16 protein-coding genes and 1 other RNA gene are annotated in these 13277 nt (G+C 63.4%); 7 read left to right on the top strand and 10 right to left on the bottom strand.

Annotation, left to right across the window (positions count from 1 at the left end; translation table 11 throughout):
- Positions 1 to 74: 74 nt before the first annotated feature.
- Positions 75 to 746 carry an arylesterase gene (locus tag K3163_RS10500; RefSeq protein ID WP_247710085.1) on the top strand — a complete coding sequence of 224 codons (672 nt, stop codon included), beginning with the start codon at positions 75 to 77 and terminating at the stop codon, positions 744 to 746.
- Here K3163_RS10500 and recF read toward each other — a convergent pair.
- The gene (gene recF, locus K3163_RS10495; RefSeq protein WP_221427953.1) at positions 743 to 1822 is read right to left on the bottom strand and encodes a DNA replication/repair protein RecF; all 1080 of its coding nucleotides are present in this window, start codon (positions 1820 to 1822) and stop codon (positions 743 to 745) included. The genes K3163_RS10500 and recF overlap by 4 nt on opposite strands.
- Positions 1823 to 2054: 232 nt before the next feature.
- Here recF and K3163_RS10490 point away from each other — a divergent pair, with 232 nt between their 5' ends.
- Genes K3163_RS10490 through K3163_RS10480 form a run of 3 tightly spaced genes read left to right on the top strand, consistent with a single transcriptional unit; the run spans position 2055 to position 2545 of the window.
- The gene (locus tag K3163_RS10490) at positions 2055 to 2168 is read left to right on the top strand and encodes a recombination protein F (RefSeq protein WP_221427954.1); all 114 of its coding nucleotides are present in this window, start codon (positions 2055 to 2057) and stop codon (positions 2166 to 2168) included.
- Between the two features lie 42 nt (positions 2169 to 2210).
- Positions 2211 to 2330 (top strand): recombination protein F, encoded by a 120-nt coding sequence (locus K3163_RS10485; protein WP_221427955.1) that lies wholly within the window; start codon positions 2211 to 2213, stop codon positions 2328 to 2330.
- Positions 2327 to 2545, top strand: coding sequence for a PspC domain-containing protein (locus tag K3163_RS10480; protein ID WP_221427956.1), 219 nt, complete (start codon positions 2327 to 2329; stop codon positions 2543 to 2545). The genes K3163_RS10485 and K3163_RS10480 overlap by 4 nt, the downstream gene beginning before the upstream one ends.
- Positions 2546 to 2636: 91 nt before the next feature.
- On the opposite strand, the gene K3163_RS10475 is transcribed toward K3163_RS10480, so the two are convergent.
- From K3163_RS10475 to K3163_RS10455, 5 genes are read right to left on the bottom strand one after another with little or no spacing between them, the layout of a single operon-like run.
- Positions 2637 to 3419, bottom strand: coding sequence for an SDR family oxidoreductase (locus K3163_RS10475; protein ID WP_221427957.1), 783 nt, complete (start codon positions 3417 to 3419; stop codon positions 2637 to 2639).
- A gap of 2 nt (positions 3420 to 3421) precedes the next feature.
- On the bottom strand, positions 3422 to 3967 hold the full coding sequence (locus tag K3163_RS10470; RefSeq protein ID WP_221554179.1) for an NUDIX hydrolase: 546 nt from the start codon (positions 3965 to 3967) through the stop codon (positions 3422 to 3424).
- A gap of 4 nt (positions 3968 to 3971) precedes the next feature.
- Complete coding sequence (locus K3163_RS10465; RefSeq protein ID WP_221554178.1) at positions 3972 to 4646, bottom strand: TPM domain-containing protein; 675 nt, start codon at positions 4644 to 4646, stop codon at positions 3972 to 3974.
- The gene (locus tag K3163_RS10460; RefSeq protein WP_345719727.1) at positions 4646 to 5482 is read right to left on the bottom strand and encodes a TPM domain-containing protein; all 837 of its coding nucleotides are present in this window, start codon (positions 5480 to 5482) and stop codon (positions 4646 to 4648) included. The genes K3163_RS10465 and K3163_RS10460 overlap by 1 nt, the downstream gene beginning before the upstream one ends.
- A gap of 20 nt (positions 5483 to 5502) precedes the next feature.
- Positions 5503 to 6123 (bottom strand): LemA family protein, encoded by a 621-nt coding sequence (locus K3163_RS10455; protein WP_221554177.1) that lies wholly within the window; start codon positions 6121 to 6123, stop codon positions 5503 to 5505.
- Positions 6124 to 6259: 136 nt separating this feature from the next.
- Here K3163_RS10455 and mscL point away from each other — a divergent pair, with 136 nt between their 5' ends.
- Together mscL and ssrA are read left to right on the top strand one after the other, a co-directional pair.
- Positions 6260 to 6727: a large conductance mechanosensitive channel protein MscL gene (mscL, locus tag K3163_RS10450; protein WP_221427961.1), complete on the top strand. Its 468-nt coding sequence runs from the start codon at positions 6260 to 6262 to the stop codon at positions 6725 to 6727.
- A 33-nt stretch (positions 6728 to 6760) separates the two neighbouring features.
- Positions 6761 to 7105, top strand: a transfer-messenger RNA (tmRNA) gene (gene ssrA, locus K3163_RS10445).
- A gap of 57 nt (positions 7106 to 7162) precedes the next feature.
- Here the strand turns inward: ssrA and K3163_RS10440 are convergent.
- From K3163_RS10440 to K3163_RS10425, 4 genes are all read right to left on the bottom strand, one after another.
- A complete protein-coding gene (locus K3163_RS10440; RefSeq protein WP_221554176.1) occupies positions 7163 to 7417 on the bottom strand; it encodes a hypothetical protein in 255 nt (84 codons plus the stop codon).
- Between the two features lie 144 nt (positions 7418 to 7561).
- Entirely contained in the window at positions 7562 to 8812 is a 1251-nt protein-coding gene (locus K3163_RS10435; RefSeq protein ID WP_221427963.1) for an N-succinylarginine dihydrolase, read from the bottom strand.
- Entirely contained in the window at positions 8809 to 9825 is a 1017-nt protein-coding gene (locus K3163_RS10430) for an arginine N-succinyltransferase (RefSeq protein ID WP_221554175.1), read from the bottom strand. The genes K3163_RS10435 and K3163_RS10430 overlap by 4 nt, the downstream gene beginning before the upstream one ends.
- Positions 9822 to 11030 carry a hydrolase gene (locus K3163_RS10425; protein ID WP_221554174.1) on the bottom strand — a complete coding sequence of 403 codons (1209 nt, stop codon included), beginning with the start codon at positions 11028 to 11030 and terminating at the stop codon, positions 9822 to 9824. The genes K3163_RS10430 and K3163_RS10425 overlap by 4 nt, the downstream gene beginning before the upstream one ends.
- A 133-nt stretch (positions 11031 to 11163) precedes the next feature.
- Between K3163_RS10425 and K3163_RS10420 the strand changes: the two genes are divergently transcribed.
- Positions 11164 to 13260 (top strand): malate synthase G, encoded by a 2097-nt coding sequence (locus K3163_RS10420; RefSeq protein WP_221554173.1) that lies wholly within the window; start codon positions 11164 to 11166, stop codon positions 13258 to 13260.
- Positions 13261 to 13277: the final 17 nt, after the last annotated feature.

Below are 13277 nucleotides of genomic sequence, written 5' to 3'. Positions count from 1 at the left end.
GCTGCGATGGCAGATGGCCCACACTCGCACAAGGAAGCTTGCCGATGCGCTTTGGTAGTTTGTCGATACCCTTCATGGCCCTCGCACTTGCCGCTTGTGGCGGCGCAGTCGAGGAAGCGGACAGCGCCGAAGCCGCAGAGACGGGCAGCGAGGCGCCCGAGGAGATCGTCGTCGACGGGCCCGAAGTGCGCATCATCGCTTTCGGCGACAGCCTTTTCGCGGGCTATAACCTTGCCGAGCACGAGGGCTATCCCGAGCGTCTCCAGCGCGCGCTGCGGCAGGAAGGGATCAACGCCACCGTCGTCGACGCCGGTGTTTCGGGCGATACGAGTTCGGGAGGGCTGGAGCGCATCGGTTTCCTGCTCGACCAGCAGCCTGTGAAGCCCGATCTCTTCATCCTCGAGCTGGGTGGAAACGACATGCTGCGTGGCATCCAGCCAGCAGCCACGCGCGAGAATTTCGAGGGCATGCTGGCCGAACTGCAGAGCCGCGGCATCCCCGTCCTGCTCATGGGCATGCGCTCGCCGCCGAATTATGGACCGGAATACCAGCAGGAATTCGATGGTCTCTACGGCGAGCTGGCGGGAGAATATGATGCCGAGCTCGTGCCTTTCTGGCTCGAAAGCATCTACCAGTCGCCCGAGCTGTTCCAATCCGACCGGATCCATCCGACAGCCGAGGGGATCGACAGGCTTGTCGCCGATACGCTGGACGATGTGCAGGCCGCTCTGCCCGAGCAGGGCTAGAGCCGCCTGGCACTCCCACCGGAGACTTTCCAGACCGCGGCATCGCCCGCGATGCTGTCGAACGGGGCAAGTTCGGTGCCGGTCATCCAGACCTGCGCGCCGCTTGCCGCGAGCTGCTCGAACAGCGCCGCGCGGCGGACCGGATCGAGATGGGCCGCAACTTCGTCGAGGAGGAGGATGCCCGAGCGCCCCTGCGCTGCGAGTGCGGCGTGGGCGAGGGTGATGGCCACGAGCATGGCCTTCTGCTCGCCGGTGGAGCTTTGCGCTGCAGGGACGCGCTTGGCGGCGTGGACCACGTCCAGCTCGTCACGATGCGGGCCTGAAAGGGTGCGCTGCGCTGCCCGGTCGCGTGCGCGCCCGTCATATAGAGCCTGCGACAAAGCTTCGGCCGTGTCGGTGCCGCCCGGTGCATAGGTAAGTGCGGGGCGGGCAAAGGGCTCGCTCGGCATATGCGCGATGCGGCTCATCAGCGTGTCGACCAGCAACGCGCGTCCGGCAATCACGCGGCCACCATGCTCGACCATCTGCGCCTCGATCGCATCGAGCCAGGCGCTTTCAGGAGCCCGATCGTCGGACAAGAGCCGGTTCCGCTCGCGCAGCGCCGCTTCATAACGGGTCGCGTGCGAGGCGTGTGCCGGATCGAGTGCGAGCGCCATGCGGTCCATGAAGCGGCGACGATCGGCGGCAGGGCCGGTGAACAGCCCGTCCATTGCGGGCGTGAGCCAGGTAAGCGCCAGCCATTCACCGAGTGCCGCGGCGGTGCTCTCCGCGCCGTTGATGCGAACCTTGCGCCGGTTCGGGTGCTCGTTCTCGGTATAAGTGCCGAGACGGACGGGATCGCCATCCTCCTGTGCGAGGTCGCTGCCGATCGCAAAGCCGCCTGTCCCGTCGTGCAGGACCATGTCGGCAAGAGCAGCGCGTCTCAGCCCGCGGCCTGGCGCGAGAAGGGAGAGGGCCTCCAGTACGTTTGTCTTGCCTGCACCGTTCTCGCCCACGAGCAGGTTGAAACGCGAGGTCTCGCTGAGCTCCGTCGCGGCATGATTACGGAAACGTGTGAGGGAGATGCGGTCGAGCATGGGGTGGGAAAATCCCTAGCGCGGGGCCCACGGGGCCGCCACTGCAAAGGTGCTTTCCAAATGTTGGGAAATTTCACCAACCTTTCGTATTGATGAACGAAACCCGGTCCGCCTGTTCAGTTAAGAATGGCTGAATTCCGCCGTTTTTCGATTTTGGCACGCCCGTTGCAATGCTTGGGGTGTCCACCGGATGGGCCGGTGATCAACCAAGATTTCAAGGGAGTTTATCCAGATGTTTGCTTTCAACGTTTCCGACAACCGCGCTTTCGCTTCGGTCTTCGCACTCGCCGCCACGGGCTTCTTCATGGCCATGGCTATCGTCCCCGCAACGCCTGTCATCGCCTGAACCGGCACGACAATCGCACTTTAGAACACAGGAAAAGGAATCATGTTCGACTTTGAAAAATACGGCAGCAAGCTTTTCGCAGCAGCCTTCTCGCTTACCCTGTCGGCGGCATTCTTCGCCACCGCCATCATTCCCGCCACGCCCGGAGGTGTGATCGCATGAACGACCTCAAGTTCCGCGAAGACAACACCGTCCGCCCGAGCAACAAGTTCGGTCTGGACCGTCGCAATGGCAAAGTGATGGGTGTCTGCTCGGGCATCGGCCGCTACTTCGGCATCGATACCACCTGGGTCCGCGTCGCCTTCGTTCTGGGCACGCTGCTCGGCTTCGGCAGCTTCATCCTCATCTACCTGGCGATCGCACTGATCGCAGACTGAGTTCGATCCTTCCGCATCATCCCGGACAAACGGTCCGGGATCGGGCGAGAAGGGTCGGGCTTCGTTCTTGCAGGCAGAAGGCCTGCAATCCTCACATGGCCGAGATACCGCCGTCGAGCTTCAGCTCCGCACCGGTCATGAACTTGCTCTCGTCGCTGGCGAGATAAACCACCGCATTGGCGATATCGTCCGGTTCGCCGACCTTCTTGAGCGGGATCTGACGGGCGAGCTTTTCCATCAGCACATCCTTGTCGAGATTGTGATTGCGCGCCGTCCCATCGAGGATCGGCGTGTCGACGAATGTCGGGTGCACCGAGTTGCAGCGGATATCCATCCGGTTCTTCGCGCAGTGCAGCGCGATCGATTTCGACAGCATCCACACGGCCGCCTTGCTGGCATTGTAGGCGGGCATGGTGTCGCTCGCGATCAGGCCTGCGATGCTTGAGATGTTGATGATCGATCCGGGCGCGTGTTCGCGCATGAGGGGCAGCGCCTTCTGGCAGCCGTGGAAGATGGAATCGACATTGACCGAGAAGCAGCGCTGCCAGTCTTCGAATTTGCAGGTCTCGATATTGCCGCCGACGCCGATGCCGGCGTTGTTGACCAGCACATTCAATCCGCCGAGCTCGCTCTCGGCCACGCCCACGACGCGTTCCCAGGCATCGGGATCGGTCACGTCGTGCTGCACGCCGATCGCGTGTCCTGCGCCCATTTCCTCGACGATGCGCGCCGCAGTCGCTTCCGCGCCGTCACCATTGATGTCGGTGCACAGCACCTTTGCGCCTTCTTCCGCGAGCCTGCGCGCATGCGCCGCGCCAAGTCCCTGCGCCGCGCCGGTGACCAGCGCCAGCTTGCCCTTGCAACGACCTGCCATTCTCACTCTCCCTCGATAAATCCTTGCACGAGGAGCGTGAGCACACGCACGTCGATGCCGCAACCCTCGCGGCGCTTTGCAGCAATGAATTCGGGCAAATCGCTGCGCGCCACGCGGTGCACGGTGATGTTCTCGCCCCCGACCCCGCCGCCTTCGCCGACCTTCGTCAGCCCACGTGCGCGTACGAGCGTGAAGCTTTCGCTGACCATCCCCGGCGAGGAGAAATAGGTGCCCATGTCCTCAAGCACAGTGGCGCGGTAGCCGGTCTCCTCTTCGAGTTCGCGTCCTGCTGCGGTGAGCGCGTCCTCGTCTTCCTCGCCATCATCGTCACCGATCAAGCCCGCCGGAAATTCCAGGCAGTTGCGGCCAAGCGGCACGCGATACTGTTCGACAAGCAGGACGTGATCCTCTTCGTCCACCGCGAGGATAGCAGCGGCGCGGATCCCGCGTGAGCGCGCGACATATTCCCAGCGGCCCTGCTTCTTGGTGGTGATGTACTTGCCCTGCCAGACGATCTCGACCGGCGCGTCATTGTCGGGTGCACTCATCTAGTCAGACCTCGATCAGGCGGTCGGGCAATTCGTTCTGGTCGTCGGCATCGCGCGGGAAATGCTCCGCGAGCACGATCCCGACATCGCGAACGCCGGCCGCAAGCCCCTCGGCGATGCAGCCCTTCGAGACCTCGGCGAGCATGTCCACCATCGCCTCGCCCCATACCTCTGCCGGAACGCGGGTCGCGATGGCCTCGTCGGCGACTATCTCTGCACGGTGCTCGCGCATCGAGAGGTAAAGCAGTACTCCGGTGCGCCCGTGCGTGCGCCGCTCGGCGCCGACCTTGAAATGCCTGATTGCCGCATCATGCGCTCGCGCTTCCTTGACCGGCGAGGGGATGCAGAGAAACCGCAGAGTGTCGATCGAGAGAAGGAGCCAGCTAGAGGCGAAGGTAAGCAGGCCGAGCAGGATGGTGGCCGTCGCGATACCGCCCGTGGTCCAGTCTGTACCCCAGCCGCCGACCAGATTGTCCCAGAGATTGAGGAAAGGTTCGGGGAAGGCTGCGAACAGGCTCATGGCCGTGAAGGCGAACCCTGCCGCCCAAACCAGAATCACGTCGGTATAACCGTCGGAACGGTCGGCAAGGACAGTCACGATCTCGCCGCTGGTCTTGCTCTCCGCCTCGGCGACCGCCTGTGTGACGACCGCGTGCTTCTCGCGCGTCAGATATCCCATTACCAACCCCCTCCGGCGCCGCCGCCGTTGAAGCCGCCTCCTCCGCCGCCAAAGCCGCCGAAACCGCCGCCTCCGCTGAAACCGCCACCGCCGCCCCAGCTGCTGCCCCGGCTTGAACTGTCGATCCCGCGCGCGATGGCCTTGCCGGCCTCCCACAGGATGATGTCGCGTGCGGTATTGCCCCAAGGCCCGCGGCGATAGCGCCTGCGCCGGCCACGCCCGCGCAATGCGGGAAGGATGAAAAAGAAGAATACGAAGGCGAACCAGATGAGTCCGCCGATGGGTACGCCGCCCCGGTCGCCGCGCTCGCGCTCTGCCGCGGCCTCTGCTTCCGCAATGGCCCGGGCGTCCGCGGGATCCATATCCAGGCGCTCGATCATCTGGTCGACTGCCCGGTCGATGCCTCCGGCGAAATCGCCTTCGCGAAAGGCCGGGCGCAGCGTGTTACGCACGATCCTGCCCGATGAGATGTCGGTCAGCGTTCCCTGAACACCGCGCGATGTTGAAATCCACATCTGCCGGTCGTCACGCGCGATATAGAGCAACACGCCCTGCTCGGTTTCCGCTCCGCCGATATCCCAGGTCTCGGCAAGACCGCGGGCATAGACTTGCGTGTCGATGCCGCCGGTGGTGGGCTCGGTCGCCACCACGATGGCGCGGCCGGTGGCGCGATTATAGTCGGTGAGCTTCTGCGCCAGCCGCTCTTCTTCGACAGCCGGGATCAGGTCGGCGCCGTCATAGACTGGACCGTCGGGACGCGGGGGATAGTCCTGCGCCAGCGCCGGCGACCCGAGGGCCGCCAGAACCAGCGCAAATAGCAGGATCAGGCGTTGCACGTTTGTGTGGTCCCAGGCGCTCAGTTGCCGCTGGCGCCCGGATCCATGTCTCCGAAATCGACCGTCGGCGCAGTCTGAGCAGCGGCATCGGCCTGGAAGGTTTCCTTGGGCTCTGCACCGTGGATGATGTTCGCACCGATGGTTTCGGGGAAGGTGCGAATTGCAGTGTTATAGACGCGCACGGCCTCGTTGTAGCGGGTGCGGCTGGCGTCGATCCGATTCTCGGTGCCTTCGAGCGCCACCATCAGATCGGCAAAGCGTTGCTGGCTCTGCAGCTCGGGATAACGTTCGACCACGACCATCAGGCGGCTGAGAGCGCTGCCGAGATTGCCTTGAGCCTGTTCGAACTGCCGGAACTTCTCGGCATCTCCGAGATCGCCGGTATTGATCGTAGTAGAGGTCGCCTGCGCGCGGGCTTCGATGACCTGCGTCAGGATTGCCTCTTCGGAGCCTGCAGCGGCGCGGACCGTCGAGACGAGATTCGGGACAAGGTCGGCGCGGCGCTGGTAGGCGCTCTGCACATCTGCCCAACGGGCGTTGACGACTTCTTCCTTCTCGGGGACCGAATTGATCCCGCAAGCCGAGAGCGCGAGGGCGAAGGCGCCCAGCAAGGCAGTGCGGATGGCGATTATGCGGTTCATGTCGGAAGTTCCCCTTTCAAACTGTCTTATCTAGATAGCACGCCAGACTGTGCATTCAAGGAATGCAGACCTTGAGAGCATAGAATTGTCATGCAACAACTTCCGCCCTCAAACAGGGTTGCGAGAGGGACTGTCTATGCTGAGTGATTTCAAGGCATTTATCGCCAAGGGTAACGTGATCGATCTTGCGGTCGCGGTCATCATCGGCGGCGCATTCGCCACCATCGTCAAATCGTTGACTGACGAGATCATCATGCCCGTGGTCGGCGCGATCTTCGGCGGCGCGGACTTCTCGCGCTACTTCGTCCTGCTGAGCACGCCCGAAGGGTACGACGGACCGCTCGACGATTATGCCGCCCTGCAGGAAGCGGGCGCAGCAATGATCGGCTACGGCAGCTTCATCACGGCGATCATCAACTTCCTGATCCTGGCCTTCATCATCTTCCTTCTGGTGCGCTACGCCAAGAAGGTGATGGAAGAGTTCGAAGACAAGCCGGAAGAAAAGCCCGCGGGTCCGACCGAGCTCGACCTGCTCAAGGAAATCCGCGACGAGCTGCGTGCTGCGCGCCCCGATTATGCTCCCGACAAGGGCCCGATGGGCTGAGTGAGAACCCCTCTTCCTTGCGGGGGGAGGGGTACACTTCACATTAAGCGATGGATCGCTATATGGGTTCTGCCGGTTTCGGCCGGCTATGGCGATAAATTGCGCTGTGCAATAGGTACAACGGACCCGGGGGCAGTACCCGGCGGCTCCACCATAACCCGCGGTAAATACGCGGTTTTTGACGGGGCCGAACTAGGATCGACGTGTGCTGAAAGACTGTGTTTTCGCCCGGGCTGAGTAACCCGTAAAACTGTTCACAACACACAAGTGCCAACGATAACGAAGCACTCGCTCTCGCAGCGTAATCTGACGGGCTAACGCCCTGATCTTACAAAGCTAAAGCGCGGTTGGACCCACCGGGCAACAGAAGCGGATTCCGGGGCTCCGGGGGTAGCTAGCAACAGAAACCCCCACCTTCAAAAAAATGTCGGAAAATCAGTCGGAAGCGGGCGGCTCGGCCTCTTCGGCCTTCTTCGCGTCCTGCTCGTAGCGGATAGCGTCGAGGATCTTCGCGCCGCCCAGGAATACCGCGCCGGCAGTTGCCGCAAACAGCAGGTAACCGCCCACTCCGGGATACTCGACCGTGTAGTGCGCTCCGCGGGTCATCGCGCCAAGGGCAAGGGCATAGATGATCAGATACGCTTCGAAGCGCGTCTTGATCACGAATAGCCTTTTGACCTTCTGCCACATGGTTGGCGGATGCTCCTTTCTTAACCTCTTGAATTGCAATGAACGTGCCACAAACACGTTCCTGCCGATTCGCGTGGTTAATCCAGAGCCGAGTGTAAGAACGCCCGACGCAGAGTCGAGGTGGTTAACTTTTATGAACCATGTTTAGGCGAGGGTGTCCAAGGATAGGACAGTCAACAGGGCTTCGCGCGCCTCGATAACGCGGTGCGCGAGTTCTTCGGTCCCGATATCGGCAGGATCGATGGTTTCCGGCCACATCTCGGCAATCACCGCCTCGATACGGTCAGCCTTGGCTTCGTCGAGCATGAAGCGCTGGTCGATCGTCGCCGGGTCCGCGACGACGCGCAGGCGCAGGCAGGCAGGGCCGCCGCCATTGGCCATAGACTGGCGCACATCGACGGGTATGACCTTGCGGATCGGGCCGTTGCCGGCGAGCATGCTCTCGCAATAGGCCCAGACGCTGGCGCTTTCCTGGCATTCGCTCGGCACAACCAAAGCCATTTCGCCCGAGGGCAGGGTCAGCAGCTGCGCGTTGAACAGGTAGGTGCGGATCGCCTCCTCGAGGCTGACCGCGCTTTCCGGGACTTCGACCACTTCGAGCGCGGGGAAGGCTGCGCGGATCGCCTCGTATGCACCCTTCTGATCGGCGAAGGCGCGCTCGTGGGTGAAGAGCACGCGCTCGTTCGCCACGGAGACCACGTCATTGTGGAAGGCGCCGGCTTCGATCGCCTCGGGGTTCTGCTCGATGAAGACGCACTTGTCCGGATCGAGACCATGGAGGCGCGCGATGGCGCGGCTGGCCTGCTCGTGCTGGCGCGCGGGAAACTTGCCGCCCTGGCGGCCCCAGACGAAAGCCTCGACACCGGGCGCGCCGTGACCCTCGCAAAAGCGCATGTGATTTGCCGCGCCCTCGTCACCGAAAGCGGGAAGGACGGCGTCGTGGATCGTGAAATGCTCTTCGTCGCCGAAAGCGATGGCGAGCTGCGCCTGCGTGTCCTGCCACTCCTGCGCGCGGTGCGGCATGGTGACGAGGTTGGCCGGGGTCAGGTGGCAGCGGCCATCTGCCGTATCGGGCGCGGGGCTGACGGTGGCGGCATTGGCGGTCCACATGCTCGAGGCCGACCATGCGGCGGCGAGCAACTGGCGCGGAGCAGTCTCGTCGATCGCGAGGCCGCGGATGAGATCGCCATTGGGGCGGGGCAGTGGCAGCAGGAAGCCCTGTGCGAGGCCGAGCGCCATGTTGGAACGCATCTTGGCAATGCCCTGCAGCGCAGCCGCGCGGGGGTAGGAGGTGTCGCCCTTGTGGCTCGCGCTGGCGATATTGCCGAGGCTGAGGCCTGCGTAATTGTGCGAAGGGCCGACGATCCCGTCGAAATTGATCTCGACGAGGCTCATCGCGCCACGCTCCAGACGGTGTCACCGACGCCGACGTCGAGGGCCTTGGCGCAGACCTCGTCGATGGCGATGGTGTCGTCTTCACGGAATTCGCGCATGCCATAGGCGGACTTGAAGCTACCGAGTTCGCCGGTCGCAACCAGCGCGCGCTCGCCGATATCGAGATCGATTGCCGAAACCTTCGCCGGGCGTGCTTCTGCAACGCTCTTCACGTTGTCCGTGCGCGCGGTCATCGTCGGGCCGCCGTCGAAAATGTCGACATAGCCTTCGTAGGCGAAGCCCTCGTTTTCCAGCATGCGCATGGCGGCACGGCCCGTCGGGTGCGGCACGCCGATGACCTTCTTGGCCTCTTCGTTGAGCATGGCGACGTAGACCGGATGCTTGGGCATCAGGTCGGCGATGAACTGGTTGCCGTTGATGGCGTTGAAATAGTCGGCTTCCTGGAAGGTCATGCCGAAGAAGCGCCCTGCCACTCCGTCCCAGAAGGGCGAACCGCCACGATCGTCGATCACGCCGCGAAGTTCGGCGAGGATGCGGTCGGCAAAGCGGCTGCGATGCATGGCGATGAAGAGATAGCGGCTCCGCGCAAGCAACAGGCCCAGTCCGCCTGCGCGTTCGCCCGGATGGAGGAACAATCCGCCGACTTCGGAGGAGCCCTCGAGATCGGTGACGAGGCTCAGCAGCTCGGCGCGCACGGTGCGGTCGAGTTCCTGGCTGTGCTGGGTCAGCGTGTTGAGCCGATAGGAATAAAAGGGCCATTGCTGGCCGACCTGGGTGAACAGCTGGCAAGTGCCGCGAACCTGACCCGTCTCGGTGTTTTCGAGGACCAGCGTGAACACGTCGTCGCCGAGCTCGTCTCCGGTGCGGGAGAATGCCTCGTCCGCACGCTCGAGCTTCTTGGTCAGCGCAGACTTGTCGGCCGGCAGGTTGGTGAAGCCGCCGCCGGTAAGCTTGGCCATCTCGTAAAGGTGTTCGAGATCGGAAAGATGCGCGGCGCGCAGGCGAAAGGTCACAAATGGTCTCCGGTGGATAGCTTCGTCAGCACCAGCGCGGACAATGCAGCGCGCTCGCGGAGCGAAGGTACGATCATGAATTCGTCGGGCGAATGGATGGCTCCGCCGCGCACGCCCATGGTGTCGACCACGGGGACGCCGGTGGCAGCGATATTGTTGCCGTCGCAAACGCCGCCGGTCGATTTCCAGCCGATCTGCTGGCCGAGCTCGGCGCCGCATGTCTTGACGAGGTCGAACAGGCGCTGGGCCTTCTCGTCGACCGGCTTGGGCGGCCGGGTGACACCGCCGTGGCGGTGGATGCCGACTTCGTGCTCGCTCTCGATCATCGAAAGGATCGCATCGAGTTCGCCGTCGAAGCGGTTCATCGCATCGGTCGACTTGGGGCGGATGTTGAAGCGCAGGATCGCTAGGTCTGGCACGACATTGTTGGCCGCGCCGCCCTCGATCTTGGCGGGATTGACAGTGATGTCCTCGGCCTCGAGCGCCTTGATGCGCAGGACGAGGTCTGAGGCGGCGACGATGGCGTTGCGCCCCTCGTGCGGGTTGCGGCCCGCGTGGGCGCTGCGCCCGGTGATGGTGATCGAGTAATTGCCCGTGCCGCCGCGCGCATGGGCGAGCGTGCCGTCGGGCAGGGCGGAAGGTTCATAGGTCAGCGCGGCGTATTTCCCGCGCGCCAGTTCCTCGATGAGGCCGCGGCTGGCGAGGCTGCCGGTTTCCTCGTCCGAATTGACCATCACGTCATAGCCCACGCGGTTCGAACCCTCGATCGTCTCGAAGGTCTTCAGCGCGTGGAGGATGACGTTGAGCCCGCCTTTCATGTCGGCCGTGCCGGGACCGTTGATCGTCTCGTCGTCGAGCCACTTGGTCTCCTGGAAGGGGTGGTCGACGGGGAATACCGTATCCATGTGCCCGGTCAGGACGAAGCGGCGCTCCGCTTCGGGACGCACACGCAGCACCAAGTGCTGGCCGTGCGGCTTCTCAAACTCGCGCCCTTCGGCGGAAATTGCGGTCACGATAGCCGGATCGACGAGTTCGACTTCGCCGGGCAGCGCGGAAAACGCATCGGCGAGCACACCGGCCATTGTCTTGAGGCCATCGATATTGGCCGTGCCGGTATTGATCGCGGCCCAATCCTGTACCTCGGCCAGCATCGTGTCGGCATCCACGGCGTCCAAAAGCGCTTGCGAGGGCATATCCGGTTTCATTGGCAACTTCCTTAGACTTACGCGCTTCCAAGTCCACCCCGCGCCTTGCATTCGTCAACGGCTGGCGGCATAGGTCGTGCCACTCCTCCCCGGGTCCACATCACGAAGCCAATCGCTTTCCCAGAGGAGTTCCATGACCAATTACGTGACGCGCGCCGGTATCGAGGTCGACCCGGCGCTGGCCACTTTTGTCGAAACCGACGTCCTGCCGCCGCTGGGCCGCGATGCGGACGCTTTCTGGGCAGGCTTTGCACAGCTGCTCGGCTCGTTCGCGCCGCGCAATGCCGCGCTGCTCGAGAAGCGCGAGGACCTGCAGGCGAAGATCGACGCTTGGCACGTGGAGCGTGCTGACCAGCCGCATGACGCGGCTGCCTATCGCGCCTTTCTCGAGGAAATCGGCTATCTCGTCCCTGAGCCGGGGGATTTCACCATCGGCACCGAGAATGTCGATCCCGAGATCGCAACCATGGCCGGCCCCCAACTCGTGGTGCCGATCCTCAACGCGCGCTTCTTGCTCAACGCTGCCAATGCGCGCTGGGGCAGCCTCTACGATGCTTTCTACGGCACGGACGCGCTCGACGCGCCGCCAGCGAAGCCCGGCGGTTACGACGAGGAACGCGGCGCGGCAGTGATCGCTGCAGGGCGCAAGTTCCTCGACGAGACCCTGCCGCTTGTTGACCAGAGCTGGGTCGATCTCGCCGACGAGCACGACGGCAAGCTCGAGGACGAAAGCCAGTGGGTCGGCCACACCGAAAAGGGGCTGCTGTTCCGCAACAACGGGCTTCACATCGAAGTGCAGTTCGACCGCGATCACCCGGTCGGCAAGACCGACAAGGCAGGCATTTCGGATATCGTCCTCGAGGCAGCCCTAACCACCATCGCCGACTGCGAGGATTCGGTCGCGGCAGTCGATGCCGAGGACAAGCTGCTCGCCTATCGCAACTGGCTGGGCATCATCCGGGGCGACCTTTCCGAAAGTTTCGACAAGGGCGGCAAGACCGTAACCCGCGCGCTCTCCGAAGATATCACTTTCAAGGACGGCGAGGGGAAGGAGCACTCGCTGCCCGGGCGCAGCCTGATGTTCGTGCGCAATGTCGGTCACCTGATGACCAATCCCGCGATGCTGTGGGATGGAAAGGAAATCCCCGAGGGAATTCTCGATGCGGTGATGACCAGCGCGATCTCGGCGCAGGACGTCGCGGGGCTGGGCAAGTACGGCAACAGCCGGAAAGGCAGCATCTACATCGTGAAGCCCAAGATGCACGGGCCCGAGGAATGCGCCTTCACCAATGATCTGTTCGATGCGGTCGAGGACCTGCTCGAGTTGCCTCGCAACACGATCAAGGTCGGTGTGATGGACGAGGAGCGTCGCACCTCGGCCAACCTTGCCGCCTGTATCCACGCGGTGAAGAACCGGATCGTCTTCATCAACACCGGCTTCCTCGACCGGACGGGTGACGAGATCCACACCTCGATGCGTGCCGGCCCGATGATGCGCAAGGGCGAGATGAAGAACTCCGCCTGGCTCAAGGCTTACGAGGCGCGCAATGTCGGCATCGGCCTGGCGCATGGCCTGTCGGGCCGCGCTCAGATCGGCAAAGGCATGTGGGCCGCGCCCGACCTCATGGGGCAGATGATGATCGAGAAGATCGGTCATCTGCGTGCAGGTGCCAATACCGCATGGGTGCCGAGCCCGACCGCGGCGACGCTCCACGCGATCCACTATCACCGCGAGGATGTGTTCGAGATCCAGAAGGGGCTGGGCGATGCGGCCAAGATCGACGAGCTGCTGAGCATCCCGCTCGCCGAAGGCACCAACTGGACGGACGACGAAATCCGCGAGGAACTCGACAACAATTGCCAGGGCCTGCTCGGCTACGTGGTGCGCTGGATCGATCAGGGCGTGGGCTGTTCCAAGGTGCCCGACTTGGGCGATGTCGGCCTGATGGAAGACCGCGCGACGCTGCGCATCTCGAGCCAGCACATCGCGAACTGGTTGCTCCACGGGGTTATCACCGAGGAACAGGTGATGGATGCGCTGCACAGGATGGCCGCCAAGGTGGACGAGCAGAATGCGGGCGATCCCTTCTACGAGCCGCTGCTCGAAAACCGGGACGGCGCTGCCTTCAGCGCGGCGAAAGACCTGATTTTCAAGGGCGTGGAGCAGCCGAGCGGTTATACCGAACCGCTTCTGCACGCGTGGAGGCTCAAAAGGAAAGCTGCCGCCTGAGAAACCGCCTGCCGGCG

The sequence above is a fragment of the Qipengyuania xiapuensis genome (assembly GCF_019711395.1).
In the GTDB taxonomy this organism is placed as follows: domain Bacteria; phylum Pseudomonadota; class Alphaproteobacteria; order Sphingomonadales; family Sphingomonadaceae; genus Qipengyuania; species Qipengyuania xiapuensis.
Note: the sequence above shows the minus strand (reverse complement) of the source record. Positions and strands in the feature narration are given on the sequence as shown.

Bases quoted from the DNA above. Each gene is read 5' to 3' on its own strand.
- mscL (WP_221427961.1), top strand. From the start codon at position 6,260: ATGCTGAGTGATTTCAAGGCATTTATCGCCAAGGGTAACGTGATCGAT.
- K3163_RS10465 (WP_221554178.1), bottom strand. From the start codon at position 4,646: ATGGGATATCTGACGCGCGAGAAGCACGCGGTCGTCACACAGGCGGTC.
- K3163_RS10440 (WP_221554176.1), bottom strand. From the start codon at position 7,417: ATGTGGCAGAAGGTCAAAAGGCTATTCGTGATCAAGACGCGCTTCGAA.
- K3163_RS10435 (WP_221427963.1), bottom strand. From the start codon at position 8,812: ATGAGCCTCGTCGAGATCAATTTCGACGGGATCGTCGGCCCTTCGCAC.
- K3163_RS10500 (WP_247710085.1), top strand. From the start codon at position 75: ATGGCCCTCGCACTTGCCGCTTGTGGCGGCGCAGTCGAGGAAGCGGAC.
- K3163_RS10455 (WP_221554177.1), bottom strand. From the start codon at position 6,123: ATGAACCGCATAATCGCCATCCGCACTGCCTTGCTGGGCGCCTTCGCC.
- K3163_RS10475 (WP_221427957.1), bottom strand. From the start codon at position 3,419: ATGGCAGGTCGTTGCAAGGGCAAGCTGGCGCTGGTCACCGGCGCGGCG.
- K3163_RS10490 (WP_221427954.1), top strand. From the start codon at position 2,055: ATGTTTGCTTTCAACGTTTCCGACAACCGCGCTTTCGCTTCGGTCTTC.
- K3163_RS10470 (WP_221554179.1), bottom strand. From the start codon at position 3,967: ATGAGTGCACCCGACAATGACGCGCCGGTCGAGATCGTCTGGCAGGGC.
- K3163_RS10480 (WP_221427956.1), top strand. From the start codon at position 2,327: ATGAACGACCTCAAGTTCCGCGAAGACAACACCGTCCGCCCGAGCAAC.
- K3163_RS10425 (WP_221554174.1), bottom strand. From the start codon at position 11,030: ATGAAACCGGATATGCCCTCGCAAGCGCTTTTGGACGCCGTGGATGCC.
- K3163_RS10420 (WP_221554173.1), top strand. From the start codon at position 11,164: ATGACCAATTACGTGACGCGCGCCGGTATCGAGGTCGACCCGGCGCTG.
- K3163_RS10485 (WP_221427955.1), top strand. From the start codon at position 2,211: ATGTTCGACTTTGAAAAATACGGCAGCAAGCTTTTCGCAGCAGCCTTC.
- recF (WP_221427953.1), bottom strand. From the start codon at position 1,822: ATGCTCGACCGCATCTCCCTCACACGTTTCCGTAATCATGCCGCGACG.